This is a genomic window from Pelagibacterium mangrovi (assembly GCF_036662815.1).
GTDB classification, from domain to species: Bacteria; Pseudomonadota; Alphaproteobacteria; order Rhizobiales; family Devosiaceae; genus Pelagibacterium; species Pelagibacterium mangrovi.
Genome location: NZ_JBAFXA010000005.1, coordinates 181,418 through 199,864, shown reverse-complemented (window position 1 = coordinate 199,864; position 18,447 = coordinate 181,418). Strand labels below are relative to the sequence as shown.

The window sequence follows — 18,447 nt, the reverse complement described above, 5'->3', positions numbered from 1 at the left end:
ACAGGGGGCGGTGCGTTTGATAGAGAGGCCCCACTTCGGCGGTGCGCTGAGCGCGCTGCCCGATGGTTTGGGTGTATAGCTCAGTTGGTAGAGCAGCTGACTCTTAATCAGCGGGTCCAAGGTTCGAGCCCTTGTACACCCACCAAACTTCTCCTCGATCAGTACTTTGCGCCGCACGGGCCGTATCGGTCCCGTGGGAAGCGGTGTGCGCGGCCTTTGGCGGCCGCGCACGGCTGTGTCAGAGGGCGTCGACGACCAGGGCCTTGATGGCCGGGGCGTCGGGCACGTCGGTGAAGTCGAGGTCTTCGCGACCGAAATAATTCTTCTGATTGGTGGCCGACCAATCGTTGGCGGCGATCACGTAGGTGTCCTGATCCGGCAGATCGGTGGGCGCGGCGTAGAGGAAGTCGCCGGTGCGGTTTTCGAGCGGGATGTCACCATCCTGATTGGTGCGGGTGAGGATTTCCGCGAGCACTTCGCGGCTCACTTCGGCGGTTCTGAGCGTGCCGTCGAATCTCACTATAGAATCGAAGGCGTATTTGGTGACTTCGCCCTGCGGGAAGCCCGTACCGAAGGTGGTGTGGCCGATAAAGCCGATATCGGCGCCGGCGGCCTGGGCCATTGCGGCGGCGGCGAAACGGGCGCTGTCGGCGAGCGAGAGGGCGCTTTCGCTGGTGCCGACGACGGCGCGTTCTTCATCGGTGAGATGAGTGTCCATCATGGTCGCGATCAGGGCGGCCAGGGTTTCATCGGCCCTGCCGGAGAGGTCGATTTCGCGGCGTTCGACCGCGAGGGGACCGGATGGGTCCATATCGACCACTGTGTAGAGGCTCGACCATGAGCCGGTGTGGACATAGCGCGTGGCGCCCTGGGTGTGATCGAGAACAACGTGATCGTGCCCGCCTATCAGCAGCGTGCCGTCGGCCAGGGTGGGCAGGATGGCGCGGTCGGCGGTGATGCCGGCATGGCTGAGGACGACACGAAGGCTCGAGGGATCGAGCAGGCTATCGAGGTTTTCCTCGGCCCATTGAACGGGCTCGGGAACATCGATCATTTCGCGGGTCGCGGCGGGGTAGGTGTTGACCGCCGCCGTGCCCAGCCCGACGATGGTGACCGGCGTTCCGTCGAGGTCGAGTGACAGCGATGCGGGGGCGTAGGGCTCGCCGGTGCGCGAATCGAGAATGTTGGAAATCACAGTAACGCCGCGATCCTCGGCCTTGGCGATCACGTTGTGAAGATCGTTGTCGAGGTCGGGTTCGTGGTTGCCGATGTTGAGGATCGTGGGCGCGAGGCCGGCGAAGGCTTCGAGCAGCGCCCAGTCGATCTCTCCTTCCGAACGAACCGTCACGACATTGCCGAGTTCGAAGACGTCGCCATTGATCAGGATGGCGACCGGCACTTCGCTGGCCTCGACCTCGTCGGCGATGGCGGCGAGAAGCTGGGCCGAACGCTCGTAAGCGGAGTGGAGGTCGGAGAGGACAATGAGCCGGACCGCAGGGTTCTGGCTTTGCGCCATGGCGGGGATGGCGAGGGGGAGGAGCGCCGTCGAGCTCATCAGCATGAGAATCTGGCGGCGATTGAGAGTGAATTGGGACACGATCGAATCCTGTCGAGCGGTGATGCGATGGGGCGGCGTTGCCGCCGGTCGCAACTGACTAGGGGCGAGCGGTGACATTGCGATGACGCGATGCGTGCAATTGCGGAGCGGACCGAAAGCCTGAGTTTACCACATCAACCGGAATCCCGGCGAGACGCCCAAACGAAAGCATTTGTGAGGGCGGTGGGCTGTAGAACGGGCAGGCAATCACGCGATCGGTCAAAGCCATGTCCCTGATCAGCCAAACCTCCGTTCTTGCCCGGCCCGCCGCGGATAATTCCGCGCCGACGAAGAAAGATTTGCCGCCGCTCGATCACCGGATCGTCGATGGGGCGCGCTGGGATCGTTCGGTGTCGGCCTTCGATGGCGTATGTCAGGAGCAGCTTTTCGCCTATGCGAAACTGCGCTGGCCCGGCGTGGCGTTGGAGCCTGTGCTGTTTTCCGAACGGGGCGAGTTGCTGGGCGGCGCGCTGGTGATGCTGCAGCGCCTGCCGCTCGGGCTGGCCACCATCGCGCTGGTCAAATGGGGACCGTTTCTGGCTGACAACCGGACCGGGGATGCCGAGGCGACGATGCGGCGGATCGTCGATGCGATGGTTGCCGAATATGCCGACCGGCGCGGGATGATGGTTTCGATCATGCCCAAGGCAGAGGCGGGCGAGGACAACCGGCTGCTGTGGGCGCTGGCCGAGCGCGGATTCAAGCCGGGCGTGAAGGTGAAATATCCGCTGCGCTATATCGTGGACGTGACGCTCGATGACGATGCGCGCATGGCCGCGTTCGGGCAGAAATGGCGGTATAATCTGCGCAAGTCGCTAAAGGCGGGGCTCGATTTCGAACGGGGAACTGCGGACCAGATCGGGCGGTTCATGACGCTTTATCAGGCGATGAGCGAGCGCAAGCTGTTTCCCGATTTTTCCGGGATCGCGACCATCGAGGGCCTTATGGCCATGCCCGATGGGACGGCGCGGCCGGAGTTGTTTTTCGTCAATCACAAAGGACGTCCCGTGGCCGGAGCGGTTATTTTTACGCGCGGCGACACGGCTTGTTACCTCTACGGGGCGACGGACGATGCGGCGCTGGGGCTGCGGGCCGGATATTTCCTGCACTGGCACGTGATCCGCTGGCTGCGTGACCATACGCGCGCAACCTATTACGATCTGGGCGGCACCGATGGATTTGCCGGGTTGCATCAGTTCAAGAATGGGATGGTGGGCGAGGCGGGTTACATCAACCCGCTGCCGCCGGTGATGAACCATGCGACCCACCGGCGAGCCTACGCGATCGGGACGGCCGCGTACAAGGCCAGGGAAGTGATGACGCGCGGCCGGGACGCGGTGCTGGCGGCAAAGCTGGGCCTGCAGCGGCGGTTCAAACGATAAATGACGGGGCAGGGCAAACCATGTCGGTAACCCGCAAGCTGGCATCGAAATCGGTGCTGATCTTTGGCCTGCGCATATTCGGCGCGGGGTTTATCTTCATAGTGCAGGCGGCCATTTCGCGGGTGTGGGGCGCGCAATCGCTTGGCGATTTCCTGCTCGTCATCGCGGCGGCCAATCTGCTTGCCGTTGTTCTGCCGCTGGGTTTTCAGACCGTGGGGACCTATTTTTCCGCCGAATATGGATCGCGCGGAGAGGGCGCGCATTTGCGGCGGTTCGTCGGGCTTTCCTATTGGCAGATGGTGGGCATGGGGATCGCGCTGCTGGCGCTGGGCTGGCCGCTGACGTTCCTTCTGGGCGAGGCCGGCGAGCATCTGCGTCCGCTTTGGGTGCCGACCGTGCTGATCGGGATCGCTACGGCCATCACCTATGTGAGCACGATGGTGCTGGTGGGGCTCAAGCAGCCGATGGCGGGATATCTGCCCGACATGATCTTCAGGCCCGGACTGACGCTCCTGGCGTTCGGGGCGGTGGCGCTGCTCAGCCCCGTGCCCAATATCGCGCATATGCTCTGGTTGCTGGCATTCCTGCTTCTGGCGCTGTTTCTCGTGCAGTGTATCTGGGTGCAACGCGCCGTGGCCTTGGTGCCCAAGACCGATACGGTGCGGACCACCGAGCCGCGCCGCTGGTGGCGGTTCGCGGCGCCCTGGGTGCTGATCACGCTGGCCTCGGACTATTTTTTCGACATCAACCTGATCCTGCTAGCGGGACTGCTGGATCGTACCGATCTGGCAATCTTCGGGGTGTCGACGCGCATTTTTGCGCTGGCGGCGTTCGGCGTGGTCGCCGTCTATTCGCTGACCTTGCCCAATATGTTCGATGCGGAGCGGGATGCGGACAAGGGCGCTTATGGCCGCCGCGTCGGCGAGGCCAATCTGGTCGCGACTGGTCTGGCCTTGCTGCTTTTCCTCGGCGTGCTGGTGATGGGCCCGTATGTGCTGATGCTTTTCGGGCCGGAATTTTCCGATGGTGCCGTGCCGGTTGCCATTCTGTGCCTGGGGCTGGTGGTGCGCGCCGCGTTCGGGCCGGCTTCGCTGGTGCTTTCCATGCGCGATCGGCCATGGGACAGCCTGCCGTCGGTCGGGCTCGGGCTGGCGGCGCTGATTATCGGCAATCAGATGCTGGTGTCCGATTATGGGCTGATGGGGGCAGCGATCTCGGCGTTCATCGCCATTTCGCTGTGGTCGGTGTCGCTGTGGCTGACGGCGCTCTTTCGGGCCGGGATCGATGTTTCGATCTTCGGGCTGCTGCGGAAGACACCGGCAGCGGCTTGACGTTTAGCGGTCTAGCAATGCCCTTGCCTTGAGCTTCAGCCGGGTTCGCAAAGGCAGGGAGATGCCGTTGTCGTAGCCCTCGACCGCCTTGGTAAACTTGCGCTCCATGACGAGGTAGTCCTCGCCGAAGATGTGGTCTTCGAGGTGGGCGACTTCGCGGTAGCCATAGCGCTTCAAAAGCACGAGGGCGGGGCGGTTGTCGGGGCGGGTGTAGGTCGAGGCCTTGTGGAAGCGCGAATTGTCCCAATGGGCGATGAAGGCATCCATGCCGAACCGGCCGAGCGGGGTGCCGCGATAAGCGGGGTAGATGGCCGACCAGAACTGGAAGATGGTGCCGTTGGCCGGGCCGGAAATCGAGAATCCGCCGGTTTTCCCATCCATTTCGAACAGCATGATATGCCAGGGGTCGATTTCGATCAGGGTGCGCAGGAAGGTCTTGTCGAAACGGGTCTTTTCGAAGGCTTTGAAGCGCTCGCCGTAATAGGGCATCGAATCGATCAACTCCATCAGCTCGTGATGGACGTCGCCGATATCGGCGTGCGTGGCGGCGCGCGAAGTCATCTGCGCTTCGGTCATGGCTCGAACCCCCGATCAGGGACCGACCATAAGGGCGGGCCCGCTAAGAAAAGGTGAGCGATGCGGGGCGCGCCTTGCGGGGGCCGAAAGCGGCGGGTTAAGAGTGGGGTTCAAAAGAATAGCATAAGGAGGATGCCGTGAATCCAGAGGCTCTTTTCCCCCCGTCCGCCGAAGCAGTCGCGAACACGCACGTCACCGCCTCGCAATATGAGGAGATGTACGCGCGTTCGGTTGCCGATCCGGATGGGTTCTGGGGCGAGCAGGCGCGGCGGCTCGACTGGATCAAACCATTCACCAGGGTCAAGAACACCAGCTTTGCCTGGCCCGACATCTCGATCAAATGGTTCGAGGATGGCCAGCTCAACGTCGCGGCCAATTGTATCGACCGGCATCTGGAGACGCGTGGGGAGCAGACGGCGATCATCTTCGAACCCGACGACCCGCAGGCCGAAGCGCGCCACATCACCTATCGCCAGTTGCATGACGAGGTGGGCCGGTTCGCCAATGTGCTCAAGGGACTGGGGGTGAGGAAGGGCCATCGGGTGACCATCTACATGCCGATGATCCCTGAAACCGCCTATGCCATGCTGGCCTGCGCCCGGATCGGGGCTGTTCACTCAGTGGTATTCGGCGGATTTTCGCCCGACGCGCTGGCCGGACGGATCAACGATTGCGACAGCGCGGTGGTCATCACCGCCGATGAGGGGCGGCGTGGCGGCAAGACCGTGCCGCTCAAGGCCAATGTCGATACCGCGCTCGAGGACTGTCCGGGGGTGGAAAAGGTGCTGGTGGTCAAAAACACTGGCGCCGACATCGCCATGAAGGGCAGCCGCGACCTCTGGTGGCATGAGGCTGCAAAGACCGTCGAGCCGGTCTGCGAACCCGAGGCGATGGGCGCCGAGGACCCGCTGTTCATCCTCTATACCTCGGGCTCGACCGGCAAGCCCAAGGGCGTGCTGCACACGACGGGCGGCTATCTGGTTTATGCGTCGCTTACCCATGAGCTGACCTTCGACTATCACGAGGGCGAGGTCTATTGGTGCACCGCCGATGTGGGGTGGGTGACCGGGCACAGCTACATTCTCTATGGCCCGCTGGCCAACGGGGCGACGACGCTGATGTTCGAGGGCGTGCCCAACTTCCCGGATTCGGGGCGGTTCTGGGACGTTGTCGATAAGCACAAGGTCAACATCTTCTATACCGCCCCCACCGCCATCCGGGCGCTGATGGGGGCGGGCGATCAGTTCGTGGAGCGAGCCGACCTCTCCAGCCTGCGGTTGCTTGGTTCGGTGGGCGAGCCGATCAACCCCGAGGCGTGGCTGTGGTATCACCGGGTGGTGGGGCGCGAGCGCTGCACGGTGGTCGATACCTGGTGGCAGACCGAGACCGGCGGGTTCATGATCGCGCCGCTGCCGGGCGCCATTGCCACCAAGCCGGGTTCTGCGACCAAGCCGTTCTTTGGCGTGCAGCCTGTGGTGCTGGACCCCGAAAGCGGCAAGGTGCTGGAGGGCGAGGCCTCCGGGGTTCTGGCCATCGCCGATAGCTGGCCGGGGCAGATGCGCACCGTCTATGGCGACCATCAGCGATTTCGGGAAACCTATTTCCAGCAATACAAGGGCTTCTACTTTTCCGGCGACGGCTGCCGGCGGGACGCTGACGGCTATTACTGGATCACCGGGCGGGTCGATGACGTGCTCAACGTTTCCGGGCACCGGCTGGGCACGGCGGAAGTGGAAAGCGCGCTTGTGGCGCATCCGAAGGTGTCCGAGGCTGCGGTTGTCGGCTTTCCGCACGATCTCAAGGGGCAGGGCATTTACTGCTATGTGACGCTGATGGCGGGAGAGGCCGCCTCGGACGATCTGGCGACCGAATTGCGCAATTGGGTGCGCAAGGAGATCGGGCCGATCGCTTCGCCTGACCACATCCAGTTCGCGCCGGGCTTGCCCAAGACGCGCTCGGGCAAGATCATGCGGCGCATCCTGCGCAAGGTGGCCGAGAACGATTATGGCGCTCTCGGCGATACCTCCACACTGGCCGATCCCGGCGTCGTCGATGACCTGATCGCCAACAGAAAAAATCGCTGAATGGGAAGCGCCGGGCCGGGAAGGTCCGGCGCTTTCGTTTTGGGACGGGCTGATTTGTGCCTCAAAGGTCGGAAAGTGTGAGCGCATCCCGCCGCGCCAATGAAGGATAATCATGCGATTTGTAGTTTCGGCCTGCCTCGCCTTAGGTCTTTTCGCCGCGCCTGCCGCATGGGCGCAAAGCATCGAGGAAATGGCGGGGCAGATGGTGATGGTGGGGTTCTCGGGAACCGCGCTGGACGATTCCGGCGTGCGCGCCATACGCGATCAGGTGGGGCGCGGCGAGATCGGTGGGGTCATGTATCTGCGCACCAATGTCGAGAGTCTGGCGGCAGTGCGGGCGATCAACGGGGCGCTGGTTTCGGCGCGGCCGTGGTTGCCGCCGTTCATCGCGCTCGATCAGGAAGGTGGGCAGATCGAGCGGCTGACGGCCGGCGTCGGGTTCGAGGAAATCCCGTCTGCGCGCAATATCGCCAGGGACACACCCGATGCGGCGCGCGTGGTTTACCAGGATTTGGCGGTCGATCTGGCGCGTGAGGGGTTCAATCTCAATTTCGGGCCGGTGGTCGATCTCGATCTCAACCCGGCCAATCCCATCATCGCCCGATACCAGCGCGCCTATGGCGACGACCCGGAAACGGTGAGTGCGTTCGCGGCGGCCTTTGTCGAGGGGCATCATCAGGCGGGCATGGCGACGGCGCTCAAGCATTTTCCAGGGCACGGGTCGAGCCGGGACGACAGCCATGAAGGGTTTGTCGATATAACCGGGCTTTGGCAGCCGGTGGAGCTGGAGCCATATCGCTCACTGATCGGCGCGGGACTGGCCGATATGGTGATGGTGGCGCATCTGTTTAACGCCGATATTCAAAGAGGCGACGCCGACCAATTGCCCGCCAGCCTGTCCCAGGCCTGGATCGGGGGCGTGTTGAGGAACGAATTGGGATATGACGGCGTGGTGATCACCGACGATCTGGAAATGGCCGCCATTCGCTCGCGGTTCGATCTGCACGACACCATCGTGCGGGCGGTGGAGGCGGGGGTCGATATCCTGCTGTTTTCCAATACGGCTGCCTACGATCCGGAACTGGGACCGGAGATTTCCGAAATCCTTGTCGCCGAGGCGGATGGAAACCCTGCATTTGCCGAGCGGATTGCCCAAAGCTATGCCCGGATCATCGCACTCAAGCGCGATGTGGGGATCATTCCCTAGAGCTTGTTTGCCGTGCGGCCGAACCGGAAAAGTCCGCAACTTTTCCTGGCCGTACTCTCGATAACCGGTTTTGCCGGGCTGGCCGGTCGTTTAAAGTGACGTGGCCGCGCGACCGGGAATCGGGGACGCGGATCGGCAGAACGAGGGTGCCTTCCGTATGGAAGAAACAGGGACCGTCCGGCACGTCAGGGCGCTCTTTATCAGCGACGTCCATCTGGGGATGCAGGCGATCCAGGTCGGGGAACTGCTCAAGTTCCTCGCGCTTTACGACGCCGACACGATCTATATCGTCGGCGATCTGATCGACGGGTGGCGGTTGCAGAAGGAATGGAACTGGCCGCCCGAATATGACGCGCTGGCCAATGCGCTGTTCGCCAAGGCGAGGGCGGGTACGCGCATGGTCTATCTCGCCGGCAATCACGATGAATTCCTGCGCGACTATCTGGGCACCTATTTCGGCGGCGTCGAGATCGTCGACCGGATGATCCACATCACGGCGGACGGCAAACGGTATCTGGTGATCCACGGGGACCAGTTCGACGTGGTGGTGGCCAATGCCAAATGGCTCGCCCATATAGGGGATTGGGCCTATAATTTCGCGCTCAAGATCAACGCGCCGATCAATTGGGTGCGCCGGCGGATGGGGCTTTCCTACTGGTCGCTTTCGGCTTGGGCCAAGCAGAAGGTCAAAAGCGCGGTTTCCGTCATGGGGCGGTTCGAGGAAGCGCTGTCGCTCGAAGCGCGCACCAGCCAGGTCGACGGGGTGATCTGCGGGCATATCCACCACGCGGCGATGCACCATAAATTCGGCATCCACTACATCAATTCGGGCGATTGGGTGGAAAGCTGCACGGCGATCGTCGAGGGTCATGACGGCGCTTTCGAGCTGATCCGCTGGAAGGATGTTTCGGCCCCTCCGCGCAAGCGGCGCGGGCTGGGACGGCTGCGCGCGGGCTGATCCCGGCGCCGGAGCGCGTTCTTACGAAATTGACGGAGCTTGCCGCTTGCCAGTTCGGGCGGGCCAGCGCATGGTCTGGGTTCCTACGCCTGCCTGCCGGATTTCCCATTCATGTTGCCGAACCTGCCTGCGCGGTTCACCACGCCCGAGATGCGCACGGGCCTTTATTATGCGGCGATGTTTCTTCCGGCCGGCGTGTCGACGCTGCTTTTGCCCATCTGGTTGGATGGACGGGGGATCGGCGAAGAGCAGATCAGTATCGTCAGTGCCACCCCGATCATGATCATGATCGGGCTCAATCTGTTCGTGGGCCGTATCGCCGACCGGGCGAAGGATTGGCGCAGCGTCATCGTCGCCGGATCGCTGGTGAGTGCGGTCGTGTCGTTGGGGTTCGTCTTCGTCGATGATTTCTGGGGCGTGCTGCTGTTCAATACCCTGGTCGTCATCCCCATCATGGCGATCGAGCCGGTGATCGATGCGGCGGCGATCCGCATGACCCGGCGGCGAGGGACCGATTTCGCCAGGGTCAGGATCTGGGGCACGTTCGGCTACATCGCGATGACGGCCACGGCGGGGCTGTTGTTCGGGTGGCTGGGCATCGCCGTGTTCGTGCCGCTGTTCATCGCCACCTGCCTGATGCGCGGGGCGGCGGCGCTGCCGCTGCCGTTTTTCCACGCGCCCGAGAATGCCCAAAGCGCCGCGGCGCCCTTGGCGCTTTCGCCCGATACGGCCATGACATTGCGTCAGGTGTTTCGGCCCTGGTTCATCCTGACCCTGGCGGGAACGGCGCTTTTGCAGGCCAGCCACATGCTGATGATCAGCTTCGGCGCGCTGCTCTGGGTGCGGGCCGGCGTGCCCGAGGCGGCACTGGGCGTGCTCTGGATCGTGGCACCGGTCTGCGAGATCGTCACCATGCTGTTCTTTTCCCATTTCGCGCGGCGGTTTTCGGCGCGCCATTTGCTGCTCGCGGCGTGCATCGGGGGCGTCGTCCGCTGGACGGGCATGGCAATGGCGACGGAAATCTGGCAGTTGGCGCTGCTGCAGGGACTGCATATGACGAGCTTTGGGCTGGCCTATATGGGCATCCTCAATTTCATCGCCAATTGGACGGACGAGAAGATCGCCGCCGAGGCGCAGAGCTTTTACGTGGTGCTGCGGCAGGTTGCGTCGGTTGCTGCGCTGCTGCTGTTCGGATCGCTGGTTTCGCGGCTGGGGCTGGAGAGCTTTTATGCAGCGGCCGCGATGGCGGCGGCGGGAGCGGTGATGGTTTTCGTCTCGCTCGCGATCAAGGACACGAAGCGCTAGATCGCGCACTGTCACAATAGGGTTGCGCAAATCAGGCATTCACCCGTCTCGCGAGCCAATTGCCTTGCGGACAAGGGTCATGCAACCAGCAATCTCCCGAACGCCCCTGCGCACGCTTTTCATCAGCGATACGCATCTGGGCATGCGCGGCGCCCAAGCCGAGGCGCTGCTCGAGTTTTTGAATTCGGTCGATCCTCAAACTATCTATCTGGTCGGCGATATCGTTGACGGCTGGAAGCTCAGGAAAACCTGGCATTGGCCGCCCACCTGCAACCGCGTGGTGCAGCATTTGCTCGAGAAGCTGCGTAACGGCGTGCGGGTGATCTACCTTTCGGGCAATCACGACGGGTTTCTGCGCGAGTTTTCAGCGCTCAGATTCGGCGGCATCGACGTGCGCGAGCGGGCCATCCATGCGGGGGCCGACGGGCGGCGGTATCTGGTGATCCATGGGGATCAGTTCGACGTGGTGGTGCGCCACGCCCGCTGGGTCTCCTGGCTCGGCGATATTTCATACAACGCTGCATTGCGCACGGCACTGGCGGTCAATCGGGTGCGGTCGCGGCTGGGGCATCCGCGCTGGTCGCTGTCGGCCTGGGCGCGCGCCAATGTGGGCAAGGCGGCGGCGCTGGTCGAGCGCTTCGAAACCGCGCTGTCCCGGGCGGCGGTGGAGGCCGGCGTCGATGGGGTGATCTGCGGGCACATCCACGCGGCGGCGATCCGCGAGCGCGATGGGGTGCGCTATCTCAATTGCGGCGACTGGGTCGAGAACTGCACGGCGATCGCCGAGCATGCCGATGGCCGGTTCGAGCTGATCCGCTGGGCGGGCAAGCCAAAACCCGCGCCTTCAATGGAGTCGACGGAAACCTGGGAGTTTGCAGATGGCGCGCCTGCTCATCGCATCTGACGCCTGGCATCCCCAGGTCAACGGGGTGGTCCGCTCGCTCGATACCGTGGGGCGCACGCTCGCGGGGCGGGGTTATGAGCTGTCCTACCTCACGCCCGAAACCTTCTGGACAGTGCCGCTGCCGACCTATCCCGAAATTCGGGTGTCGATGCCATCGCTGCGGGGCGTGCACGAGTTCATCGAAGGGTTCTCGCCCGATCATATCCATATCGCCACCGAGGGACCGCTGGGGCTGGCGGTGCGGGGGTATTGCGTGATGCGGGGCCTGGCCTTCACCACCAGCTATCACACACGTTTTCCCGAATATGTCGCGGCGCGGCTGCCGGTGCCGATGGAATGGAGCTATGGCTATTTGCGCTGGTTCCATGCGGCGGCGTCTGTGACCATGGTGCCAACGGTTTCGGTGCTGCGCGACCTGCGACGTAAATTTTTCCGGCATCTGGCCATCTGGTCGCGCGGGGTGGACCTCCTGGCCTTCAGCCCTGGACCCAAGGCGATGTTTGCGGGCCTGCCGGGTCCGCACCTGCTCTATGTGGGGCGCGTGGCGGTGGAAAAGAACATCGAGGCGTTTCTCGAGATCGATCATCCGGGGACCAAGATCGTCGTCGGCGAAGGGCCTCAGCGCGCGGCGCTGGCGGATCGGTATCGCGATGTCGTCTTTACCGGCAAGCTGACCGGCACCGCGCTGCGCGATGCCTATCGGAGCGCCGATGTGCTGGTGTTTCCCTCACGGACCGATACGTTCGGCAATGTGATGCTCGAAGCCATGGCGTGCGGGACGCCAGTGGCCGCCTATCCGGTGATGGGGCCGATCGACGTCGTCTCCGAGGGCAGGGGCGGGGCATTGGATGAGGAACTGGGAGCAGCCGTGAGACGGGCACTAGCCATTCCGCGGGACCGGGCGTTGACCCGAGCGCGGGAATTCACCTGGGAAGCGGCGGCCGATCAGTTCGCGCGGCAACTGGTTCCTCTCCACCGCCAGATCGCCAACGTCGCGTAAACGAAAACGCGCCCCGGAAAGGGGCGCGTGTTCGGAATCGATGTTTCAAAAAATCAGCCGAGACGGCCGCTGGCATGGGCCAGCATGGTATAGACCTTGCCGCGATTACTGGTCAGCAGATTGTGGGTCTGCGCCATGCCGTTGGGGCTATTGACCGCCTCGCCGAGCAACTGCTCGAACTCGCTCATATAAGCACCCGCCGTGCGCGAGAATTCAGCATCGCGCTGGAGCTTGCGGCGGACTTCATCGAAGGTCGACTGCCCGGTGATGGTATAGAGCCGGCGATTGAACGCACCCGAATGGCCGTCCTGATAACGGTTCCAGGCCGTGGACAGGGCGTTATCGTCGATGGCGCGGGCGATATCCTCGGTGAGGCTCGAAAGGTTCAGCGGGCGCTGGTTGCCTGCCTGATTGGCCGAGGCATTGCGCAGCACGTCGCGTAGCCATCCGCCCTCCTGCTGCGTCGCCGGGGCGGCCTGCTGGCTCGAACCGCGCGACTGGGCGAGCGCTTCGTTGAGGCGTTCGGAGGGCGATTTCTGCGCTTCGACCGGGCGGGCAGGGGCCATGACCGGGGCCTGCTGCTGGCGGGCCGGTTCGGGTTCGCGAGCCGGGGCCGGACGCTGCGGCTGGGGTGCGGGCTCACGGCGAGCCGGTTCTGCCAGGCGCTGGGACGGCGTGCGGGGCGTCGAACGGCTGGAAACCTCGTGAGTGCCCGGCTGGGCGCGCACGATGGCGTTGAGCTCGGACAGAGCCTCGATCTGTTCGGCAACGACGCGGCGCATGGCGGCGGCGCTGGCCCGGGTTTCCTCGGGCAGGTCGAGCACCGAGCGCTGCAGTTCGTTGCGGGTGGCTTCGAGCTCCTGGCCGAGCTGGGAGGCGGTCATGCGCATCGCGTCGGCGGTATCGGTAAAGCGCCGCGTGGCGTCCGAATAGGCGCGCTCGACATCGGCAAGCAAATCGGCCTGTGTCTGGCGCAGGGCCTCGCTGGCGCGCTGGCCTTCACCCGAGGCGAGATCGCCAATGGTCGAAATCTGACCGGAGACGGCGTCCGACGTGGAGGCGAGGGCGTCTTCCATCGCCTTGCGGGCGGAGATGAGGCGCCGTTCGGTTTGGTTGACGGTGTCGGCGATCGACTGGGCGAAACCGCGCAGGCGCGTGTCGATTTCGTCGGTGCGGGCGGCAAAGCCGTCGGCCAGCGATTCCATGGCGCCGCGCCGGTTTTCTAGCGTCTCCATCGTGGAGTTCGACACTTCGGCGAGCGAAGCGGCGGCGGCGGTGAACCCGTCGGTTTCCGCATGCAGCTTGCCCGACATCTGGCCGAACTGTTCAAGCATGGACGAGATGGTGTTTTGCAGTGCCTCGACGTGCTGGCCCATGACGCTGCCGGCCTGTTCGGTGCCCGACAGGGCCTCGCGCACGGCGTTGGTATAGGCCTCGGTCTGTTCGCCGACATTGCCCTGCAGGCGGGCGAGGTTGCCGGTCGAAGCTTCGAGAACGCGCTGGAGCAGGAGGTTGGCGTCGTTGAGCTTGCGCAGCGACTCGGTGGCCTCGTGCTGGATGCGGCTGGAGGATTCCGCCATGATCTCTTCGGAATCACGGGCGTTTGCTTCTAGCGCGGCGCGGAGCAGATTGGTCTGCGAGCCCAGCGCGTTGGTAAGCTGGTTCTGCTTGCTGTCGATCAGTTCGGCGAATTTGTCGGAATGTTCCGACACGATCCGGTTGATTTCCGACGCCTTGCGGCCGAGCTCGTCGGCGGTGTGGACGGCACGGACTTCCACCAGGTCCTCGATATGGACGGCTGCGGTGCGCAGCTCTTCCATCGCCTTGCGGACGACGGCGTCCATGCGCATCGTGGTCTGTTCGACATCGGCGGAAATGTTGGCCGTGACATTGGCGAGTTTGTCGTTGAGCACTTCTTCGATGCGGCTCGCGCCCGATTCCAGATCGGCCATGGACTGGCCGATGGCGCTGTGGATGGAGCCGGTAAGCGTGGATTCGATGCGGTCGGCGCCCGCTTCGAGATCGCGCATGGAATCGGTGATCGTGCCGTGAATGGCCTCGTTGAGACCGGCAAGACGCTCGGCGGTGATTTCGGCGCGGGTGGTGATGGCCTCGGGCAGGGTGCCCAGACGGTCATCGACCATTTCGGTAATGGCGGAGCGGGCCTCGGTGAGGCGCGATTCGACGAGGTCGGCGGCGTCGCGGGCGCTCTTGCCCACCGATGTCGCGGCCTCGCCGATCTTGGCGGTGACACCGGATTCTGCGTCCGTGATGCGGGCCACGGCGGTATCGATCTCGCGGCCGATATTGGAGTTGAGCTCGGAAACCTTGCTCTCGATGAGCTCGGAAACCTGGGTGGAACGCTCCTCCATAGTCCCGGTGACCTGGGACAGGCTGCCATCGATGGTGGCGCGGATGCGTTCGCCCGATGCGTCGACGGCCTCGGTGAGGTCGTTGGCGCTGCCGGAAATGGCGGCGGACATGTTCTGGGCGCGCTCGTCGAGGGTTTCTTCGAGGCGGCGCGAGCGCTCCGAAATCGTCCGGTCGAGGCGATCGGCGGCTTCGTCGATGGCTCCCCCCATATAGCGCGTGCGCTCGGTCAGCGTTTCCGAGAGCTGGCTGGAGGTGATATCGAGCATCGAGTTCATGGCGTTGGAGCGTTCGGCCAACGTATCGTCGATCTGGGTCGTGCGGGCGGCGAGGGTGGTGTCGAGCTGCACCGTGCGCGCGTCGAGCGCGGAGGTGAGCTGTTCGGACCGGTTGTCGAGCGCCGAGGTAAACTGTTCGGCACGGCCATCCAGAGCGGATGTGAACCGCTCGGTGCGGCTGTCGAGGGCCGCGTTGAACTGCTCGGTGCGATTGTCCAGAGCCGAGGTGAGCTCGGCGGAGTGGCCTTCGAGCGACTCGGCGAACTGGCGGGCGCTGGCGTCGATGGACGAAGCGAGGCTTTCCGAACGGCCGTCGAAGGCTTCGCCGAACTGCTCGGCGCGGCTGTCGAGCGCCGTGGTGAGCGCTTCGGTGCGAGTATCGATGGCCGAGGTGAGCCGGCCAGCCCGGCTTTCGATTGCCGAGGCGATCTCTTCGGCGCGGCCATCAAGGGCGGCACCGATTTGCTCGGCGCGTCCGTCGAAGGTGGCCGTGAGGGCTTCAGTGCGGATATCGAGGCTGGAATTGAGGGCATCGGCCCGAGTGTCGAGCGCCGTGGTGAGCGCTTCGGTACGGGTATCGATGGCCGAAGCGATCTCTTCTGCACGCCCATCGAGTGCGGCGCCGATCTGCTCGGCGCGGCCATCGAAGGTGGCGGTCAGGGCTTCTGTGCGGATGTCGAGGCTGGAATTGAGGGCATCGGCACGGGTATCGAGCGCGGAGGTGAGCGCTTCGGCGCGGGTATCGATTGCCGATGTGAGACGGCCCGTGCGGCTTTCGATTGCCGAGGCGATTTCTTCAGCGCGGCCATCGAGGGCGGCGCCGATCTGTTCGGCCCGGCCATCAAACGCCGAGGTCAGTGCTTCGGTGCGGGTGTCGAGGCTGGAATTGAGGGCATCGGCACGGGTATCGAGAGCCGAGGTCAGGGCATCGGTGCGGATATCGAGGCTGGAATTGATCGCGTCGGCGCGATTGTCGATGGCCGAGGACAGGGCGTCCGTGCGGATGTCGATGGCCGAAACGAAGGCGTCCGAACGCTGGTCGAGCGCTTCGGTGAGCGAGGCGGTGCGGGCTTCGGCCATGGCCGCAAAGCTCTCGGCGCCGGTTTCGAGGGCCGTCGAGAGCGCGCGGCCCTTTTCGTCGAGCAGGGTTTCAAGGCGGTTGGAGCGTTCGGCGATTTCGCCAGTGTGGCTGTCGAGCGAGGAGATGAGCTTTTCGCCCTTTTCGCCCACGATGCTGTCGACCTGGCCGATCCGGTTGTCGAGGATGAACGAGATTTCATCGACCCGGGAATTGAGGCGGGCGAGGGTATCGGTGCCGGCGCGGGTCAGCGCTTCGCGCGCCTGCTCAGTCGACTCCCCAAGGGCTCCGTCAAGCCGCAGGGTCATGGATTCGATCTGGCTTTCCAAGGCATTGGACTGGATCGAGAAGGTTTCGTCCAGACGATCGGTGATGCGGCCAAGCGCAGTCTGAGCCTCTTCGGCGCGGGAGGCGATATCGCCCGAAACCCTTTCGCCCAGGGCGGCGAAGGTCGAGCCCAGCACTTCGGAGCGGCGGGAGAAATCGACCAGAATGGATTCGGTCGAGCCCTTGAGGACTTCGCCGATGGTGGCGGACTTTTCCTCGATCGCCGCGGAAATCGACACAGTGTGCGAGTCCAGGGCATTGACGAGTGTGTTGATGCGTGTGTCGACGGTGTCGGCGACAGTGCGCGCCCGCTCGTCGAGCGCCTGGGTGAGAGCATCGGTGCGGCCGGCGAATGCCGTTTCGACCTGCTCGACTCCAAGGCCCAACGCTTCGGCCAGGGCCTCGGCGCGGCCTTCGAAGGCGGCCTGAACGTCCTGGACGCCGGTTCCCAGTGTTGCGGCCAGCGCTTCGGCGCGGCCGGCGAAGGCGGATTCGACCTGTTCGACACCCAGGCCCAGCGCATCGGCCAGGGCTTCAGCACGGCCTTCGAACGCGGCCTTGACCTCTTCCACGCCAGTTCCCAGCGTGGCGGCGAGGGCTTCGGCGCGGCCGGAGAAGACGTTTTCGATGCGCTCGACGCCGGTGCCGAGGGCTTCGGCGATGGCTTCGGTTTTGCCGTGGAAGGCATTCTCGATGCGATCGGCGCCGCCGCCCAGGGTTTCGGCCAGCGCTTCGGCGCGGGAATCGAGAGCGGTGGTCAGGGCGCCGGTGCGCTCGTCGAGCAGGGTGTTGAGACGGCCGGTGGTGTCGGTGAGCGCGGCTTCGACCATGTTGGAATGGCCTTCGAGCGCGATTTCGACGCTGCTGGCGCTGGAGGTGAGGACGGTATCGAGCCGGTCCGTCGAGGCATCGACGGCGGTGGCGAGCGCGTTGGCTTTGTCGGTCAGCGTGCCGTCGAGGCGGCTGGCGCTGTCGTCGAGGGCCATGATCAGGTCGGCGGTGCGGCTGTCGACGGTTTCCACAAACGACTGGCTGCGGCGCTCGAAGCTGGTTTCGATGGTGGTGCCGGCGGATTCGATGGAATCGGCCATGGCGGTGCCGCGCTCGGCGATGGCGGCGGTGATTTCGCCGCCAGTGGTGCGCAGGCGCTCGGTGAGCGTGGTGCCGATCTGGTCGAGATCGGTGGTCACGTTGCCGTGGACGGCGGCGATGGCGTCGCGCATGCGCTCGGAATTGGTCACCACCGACTCGCGCTGGTTGGCCAGTTCCTCGATCAGTTGCCGCATGCGGGTTTCATTGTCGGAATAGGTGCGCTCGAGGGCGGTCACTTCATTGTGGACCATTACTTCGAGCTCGCCGGCGCGGGAGAGGGCGCGTTCGAGGCCGTCGCCGATGGCGTTGACCTCGCGGCGGACAGCCTGGCCGACGGTGGCGATCTTGTGGGCGGCGGCGGATTCGGGCTCGGAAAGCCGCATGGCGGCCTGGGTCATCGAAGCGGCGGCGAGACGCAGATCCTGGGCGCGGCGGACAAGGAAGGCGATGGAGATCATCGCCAGGATGGGCAGCGCGATGATGGCGGCAAGCGCTGCAAAATCAAGGGTCTGCACGAATTCGGCGACCGTCAGGCCCTCGGCGAATTGATTTCCGTAGCGCATTGCGGCGATGACGCCGACGCCGACGAACCAAAGAACGGAGGCGATGATGGCGAACCAGACGGGGGCATTGGAAGCGCGGGTCTGGAGTGCATAAAAGGCCGACGCGGCGGGGGAGCGGTCGTCATTGGCGACGGAAGACGCCTGGGCGGCGATCTTGTCGGCGGCGCGCAAACGCTCGGTATTGGTCGGTGTTTCCCGACGCTGTTCGCGCTTGGCCGGCTGACTTTCGACCTTGCGGGCGGGCTTATCGTCCATCGAGAAGACCGAGTCCTTGAGTGCGTTTTCGACAGCGGAGAACGCAAGCGCTGCCGGATCGTCCTTTGGGGTGGTCGACTTGTTCGCCATACTCTAACTACTCTTTACTCATGCGCCGCACATGCAGAAACGGCTTTTGC

The 18,447-nt window shown here is 64.2% G+C and carries 11 protein-coding genes and 1 tRNA gene; 9 read left to right on the top strand and 3 right to left on the bottom strand.

The genetic code is table 11. The features are described from left to right. Positions 1–69 precede the first annotated feature (69 nt). A tRNA-Lys gene (locus V4T21_RS10500) sits at positions 70–145 on the top strand. A 93-nt stretch (positions 146–238) separates the two neighbouring features. On the opposite strand, the gene V4T21_RS10495 is transcribed toward V4T21_RS10500, so the two are convergent. Then, on the bottom strand, positions 239–1,597 hold the full coding sequence (locus tag V4T21_RS10495; protein WP_332716276.1) for a metallophosphoesterase: 1,359 nt from the start codon (positions 1,595–1,597) through the stop codon (positions 239–241). A 299-nt stretch (positions 1,598–1,896) separates the two neighbouring features. Here V4T21_RS10495 and V4T21_RS10490 point away from each other — a divergent pair, with 299 nt between their 5' ends. Both V4T21_RS10490 and V4T21_RS10485 read left to right on the top strand, forming a co-directional pair. Next, positions 1,897–2,979: a lipid II:glycine glycyltransferase FemX gene (locus V4T21_RS10490; RefSeq protein ID WP_332716275.1), complete on the top strand. Its 1,083-nt coding sequence runs from the start codon at positions 1,897–1,899 to the stop codon at positions 2,977–2,979. Between the two features lie 20 nt (positions 2,980–2,999). Next, on the top strand, positions 3,000–4,310 hold the full coding sequence (locus tag V4T21_RS10485; RefSeq protein WP_332716274.1) for a lipopolysaccharide biosynthesis protein: 1,311 nt from the start codon (positions 3,000–3,002) through the stop codon (positions 4,308–4,310). A 3-nt stretch (positions 4,311–4,313) separates the two neighbouring features. Here V4T21_RS10485 and V4T21_RS10480 read toward each other — a convergent pair whose 3' ends face one another. Further along, positions 4,314–4,886 (bottom strand): GNAT family N-acetyltransferase, encoded by a 573-nt coding sequence (locus tag V4T21_RS10480; protein WP_332716272.1) that lies wholly within the window; start codon positions 4,884–4,886, stop codon positions 4,314–4,316. A 137-nt stretch (positions 4,887–5,023) separates the two neighbouring features. On the opposite strand from V4T21_RS10480, the gene acs reads away from it, so the two are divergent. The 6 genes from acs (at position 5,024) to V4T21_RS10450 (ending at position 12,344) form a co-directional block, all read left to right on the top strand. Further along, positions 5,024–6,970 carry an acetate--CoA ligase gene (gene acs / locus V4T21_RS10475; RefSeq protein ID WP_332716270.1) on the top strand — a complete coding sequence of 649 codons (1,947 nt, stop codon included), beginning with the start codon at positions 5,024–5,026 and terminating at the stop codon, positions 6,968–6,970. Between the two features lie 112 nt (positions 6,971–7,082). After that, entirely contained in the window at positions 7,083–8,177 is a 1,095-nt protein-coding gene (locus tag V4T21_RS10470; protein ID WP_332716268.1) for a glycoside hydrolase family 3 N-terminal domain-containing protein, read from the top strand. Positions 8,178–8,334: 157 nt separating this feature from the next. Beyond that, positions 8,335–9,135, top strand: a complete 801-nt coding sequence (locus V4T21_RS10465; RefSeq protein ID WP_332716265.1) for a UDP-2,3-diacylglucosamine diphosphatase — start codon at positions 8,335–8,337, stop codon at positions 9,133–9,135. A 111-nt stretch (positions 9,136–9,246) separates the two neighbouring features. Then, positions 9,247–10,440, top strand: coding sequence for an MFS transporter (locus V4T21_RS10460; RefSeq protein ID WP_332716262.1), 1,194 nt, complete (start codon positions 9,247–9,249; stop codon positions 10,438–10,440). A gap of 79 nt (positions 10,441–10,519) precedes the next feature. Next, positions 10,520–11,344 carry a UDP-2,3-diacylglucosamine diphosphatase gene (locus V4T21_RS10455; protein ID WP_332716260.1) on the top strand — a complete coding sequence of 275 codons (825 nt, stop codon included), beginning with the start codon at positions 10,520–10,522 and terminating at the stop codon, positions 11,342–11,344. Next, positions 11,319–12,344: a glycosyltransferase family 4 protein gene (locus tag V4T21_RS10450; RefSeq protein WP_332716258.1), complete on the top strand. Its 1,026-nt coding sequence runs from the start codon at positions 11,319–11,321 to the stop codon at positions 12,342–12,344. The genes V4T21_RS10455 and V4T21_RS10450 overlap by 26 nt, the downstream gene beginning before the upstream one ends. A gap of 53 nt (positions 12,345–12,397) precedes the next feature. Here the strand turns inward: V4T21_RS10450 and V4T21_RS10445 are convergent, their stop codons facing one another. After that, a complete protein-coding gene (locus V4T21_RS10445; RefSeq protein ID WP_332716255.1) occupies positions 12,398–18,397 on the bottom strand; it encodes an apolipoprotein A-IV repeat region-like domain-containing protein in 6,000 nt (1,999 codons plus the stop codon). Between the last annotated feature and the right edge of the window lie 50 nt (positions 18,398–18,447).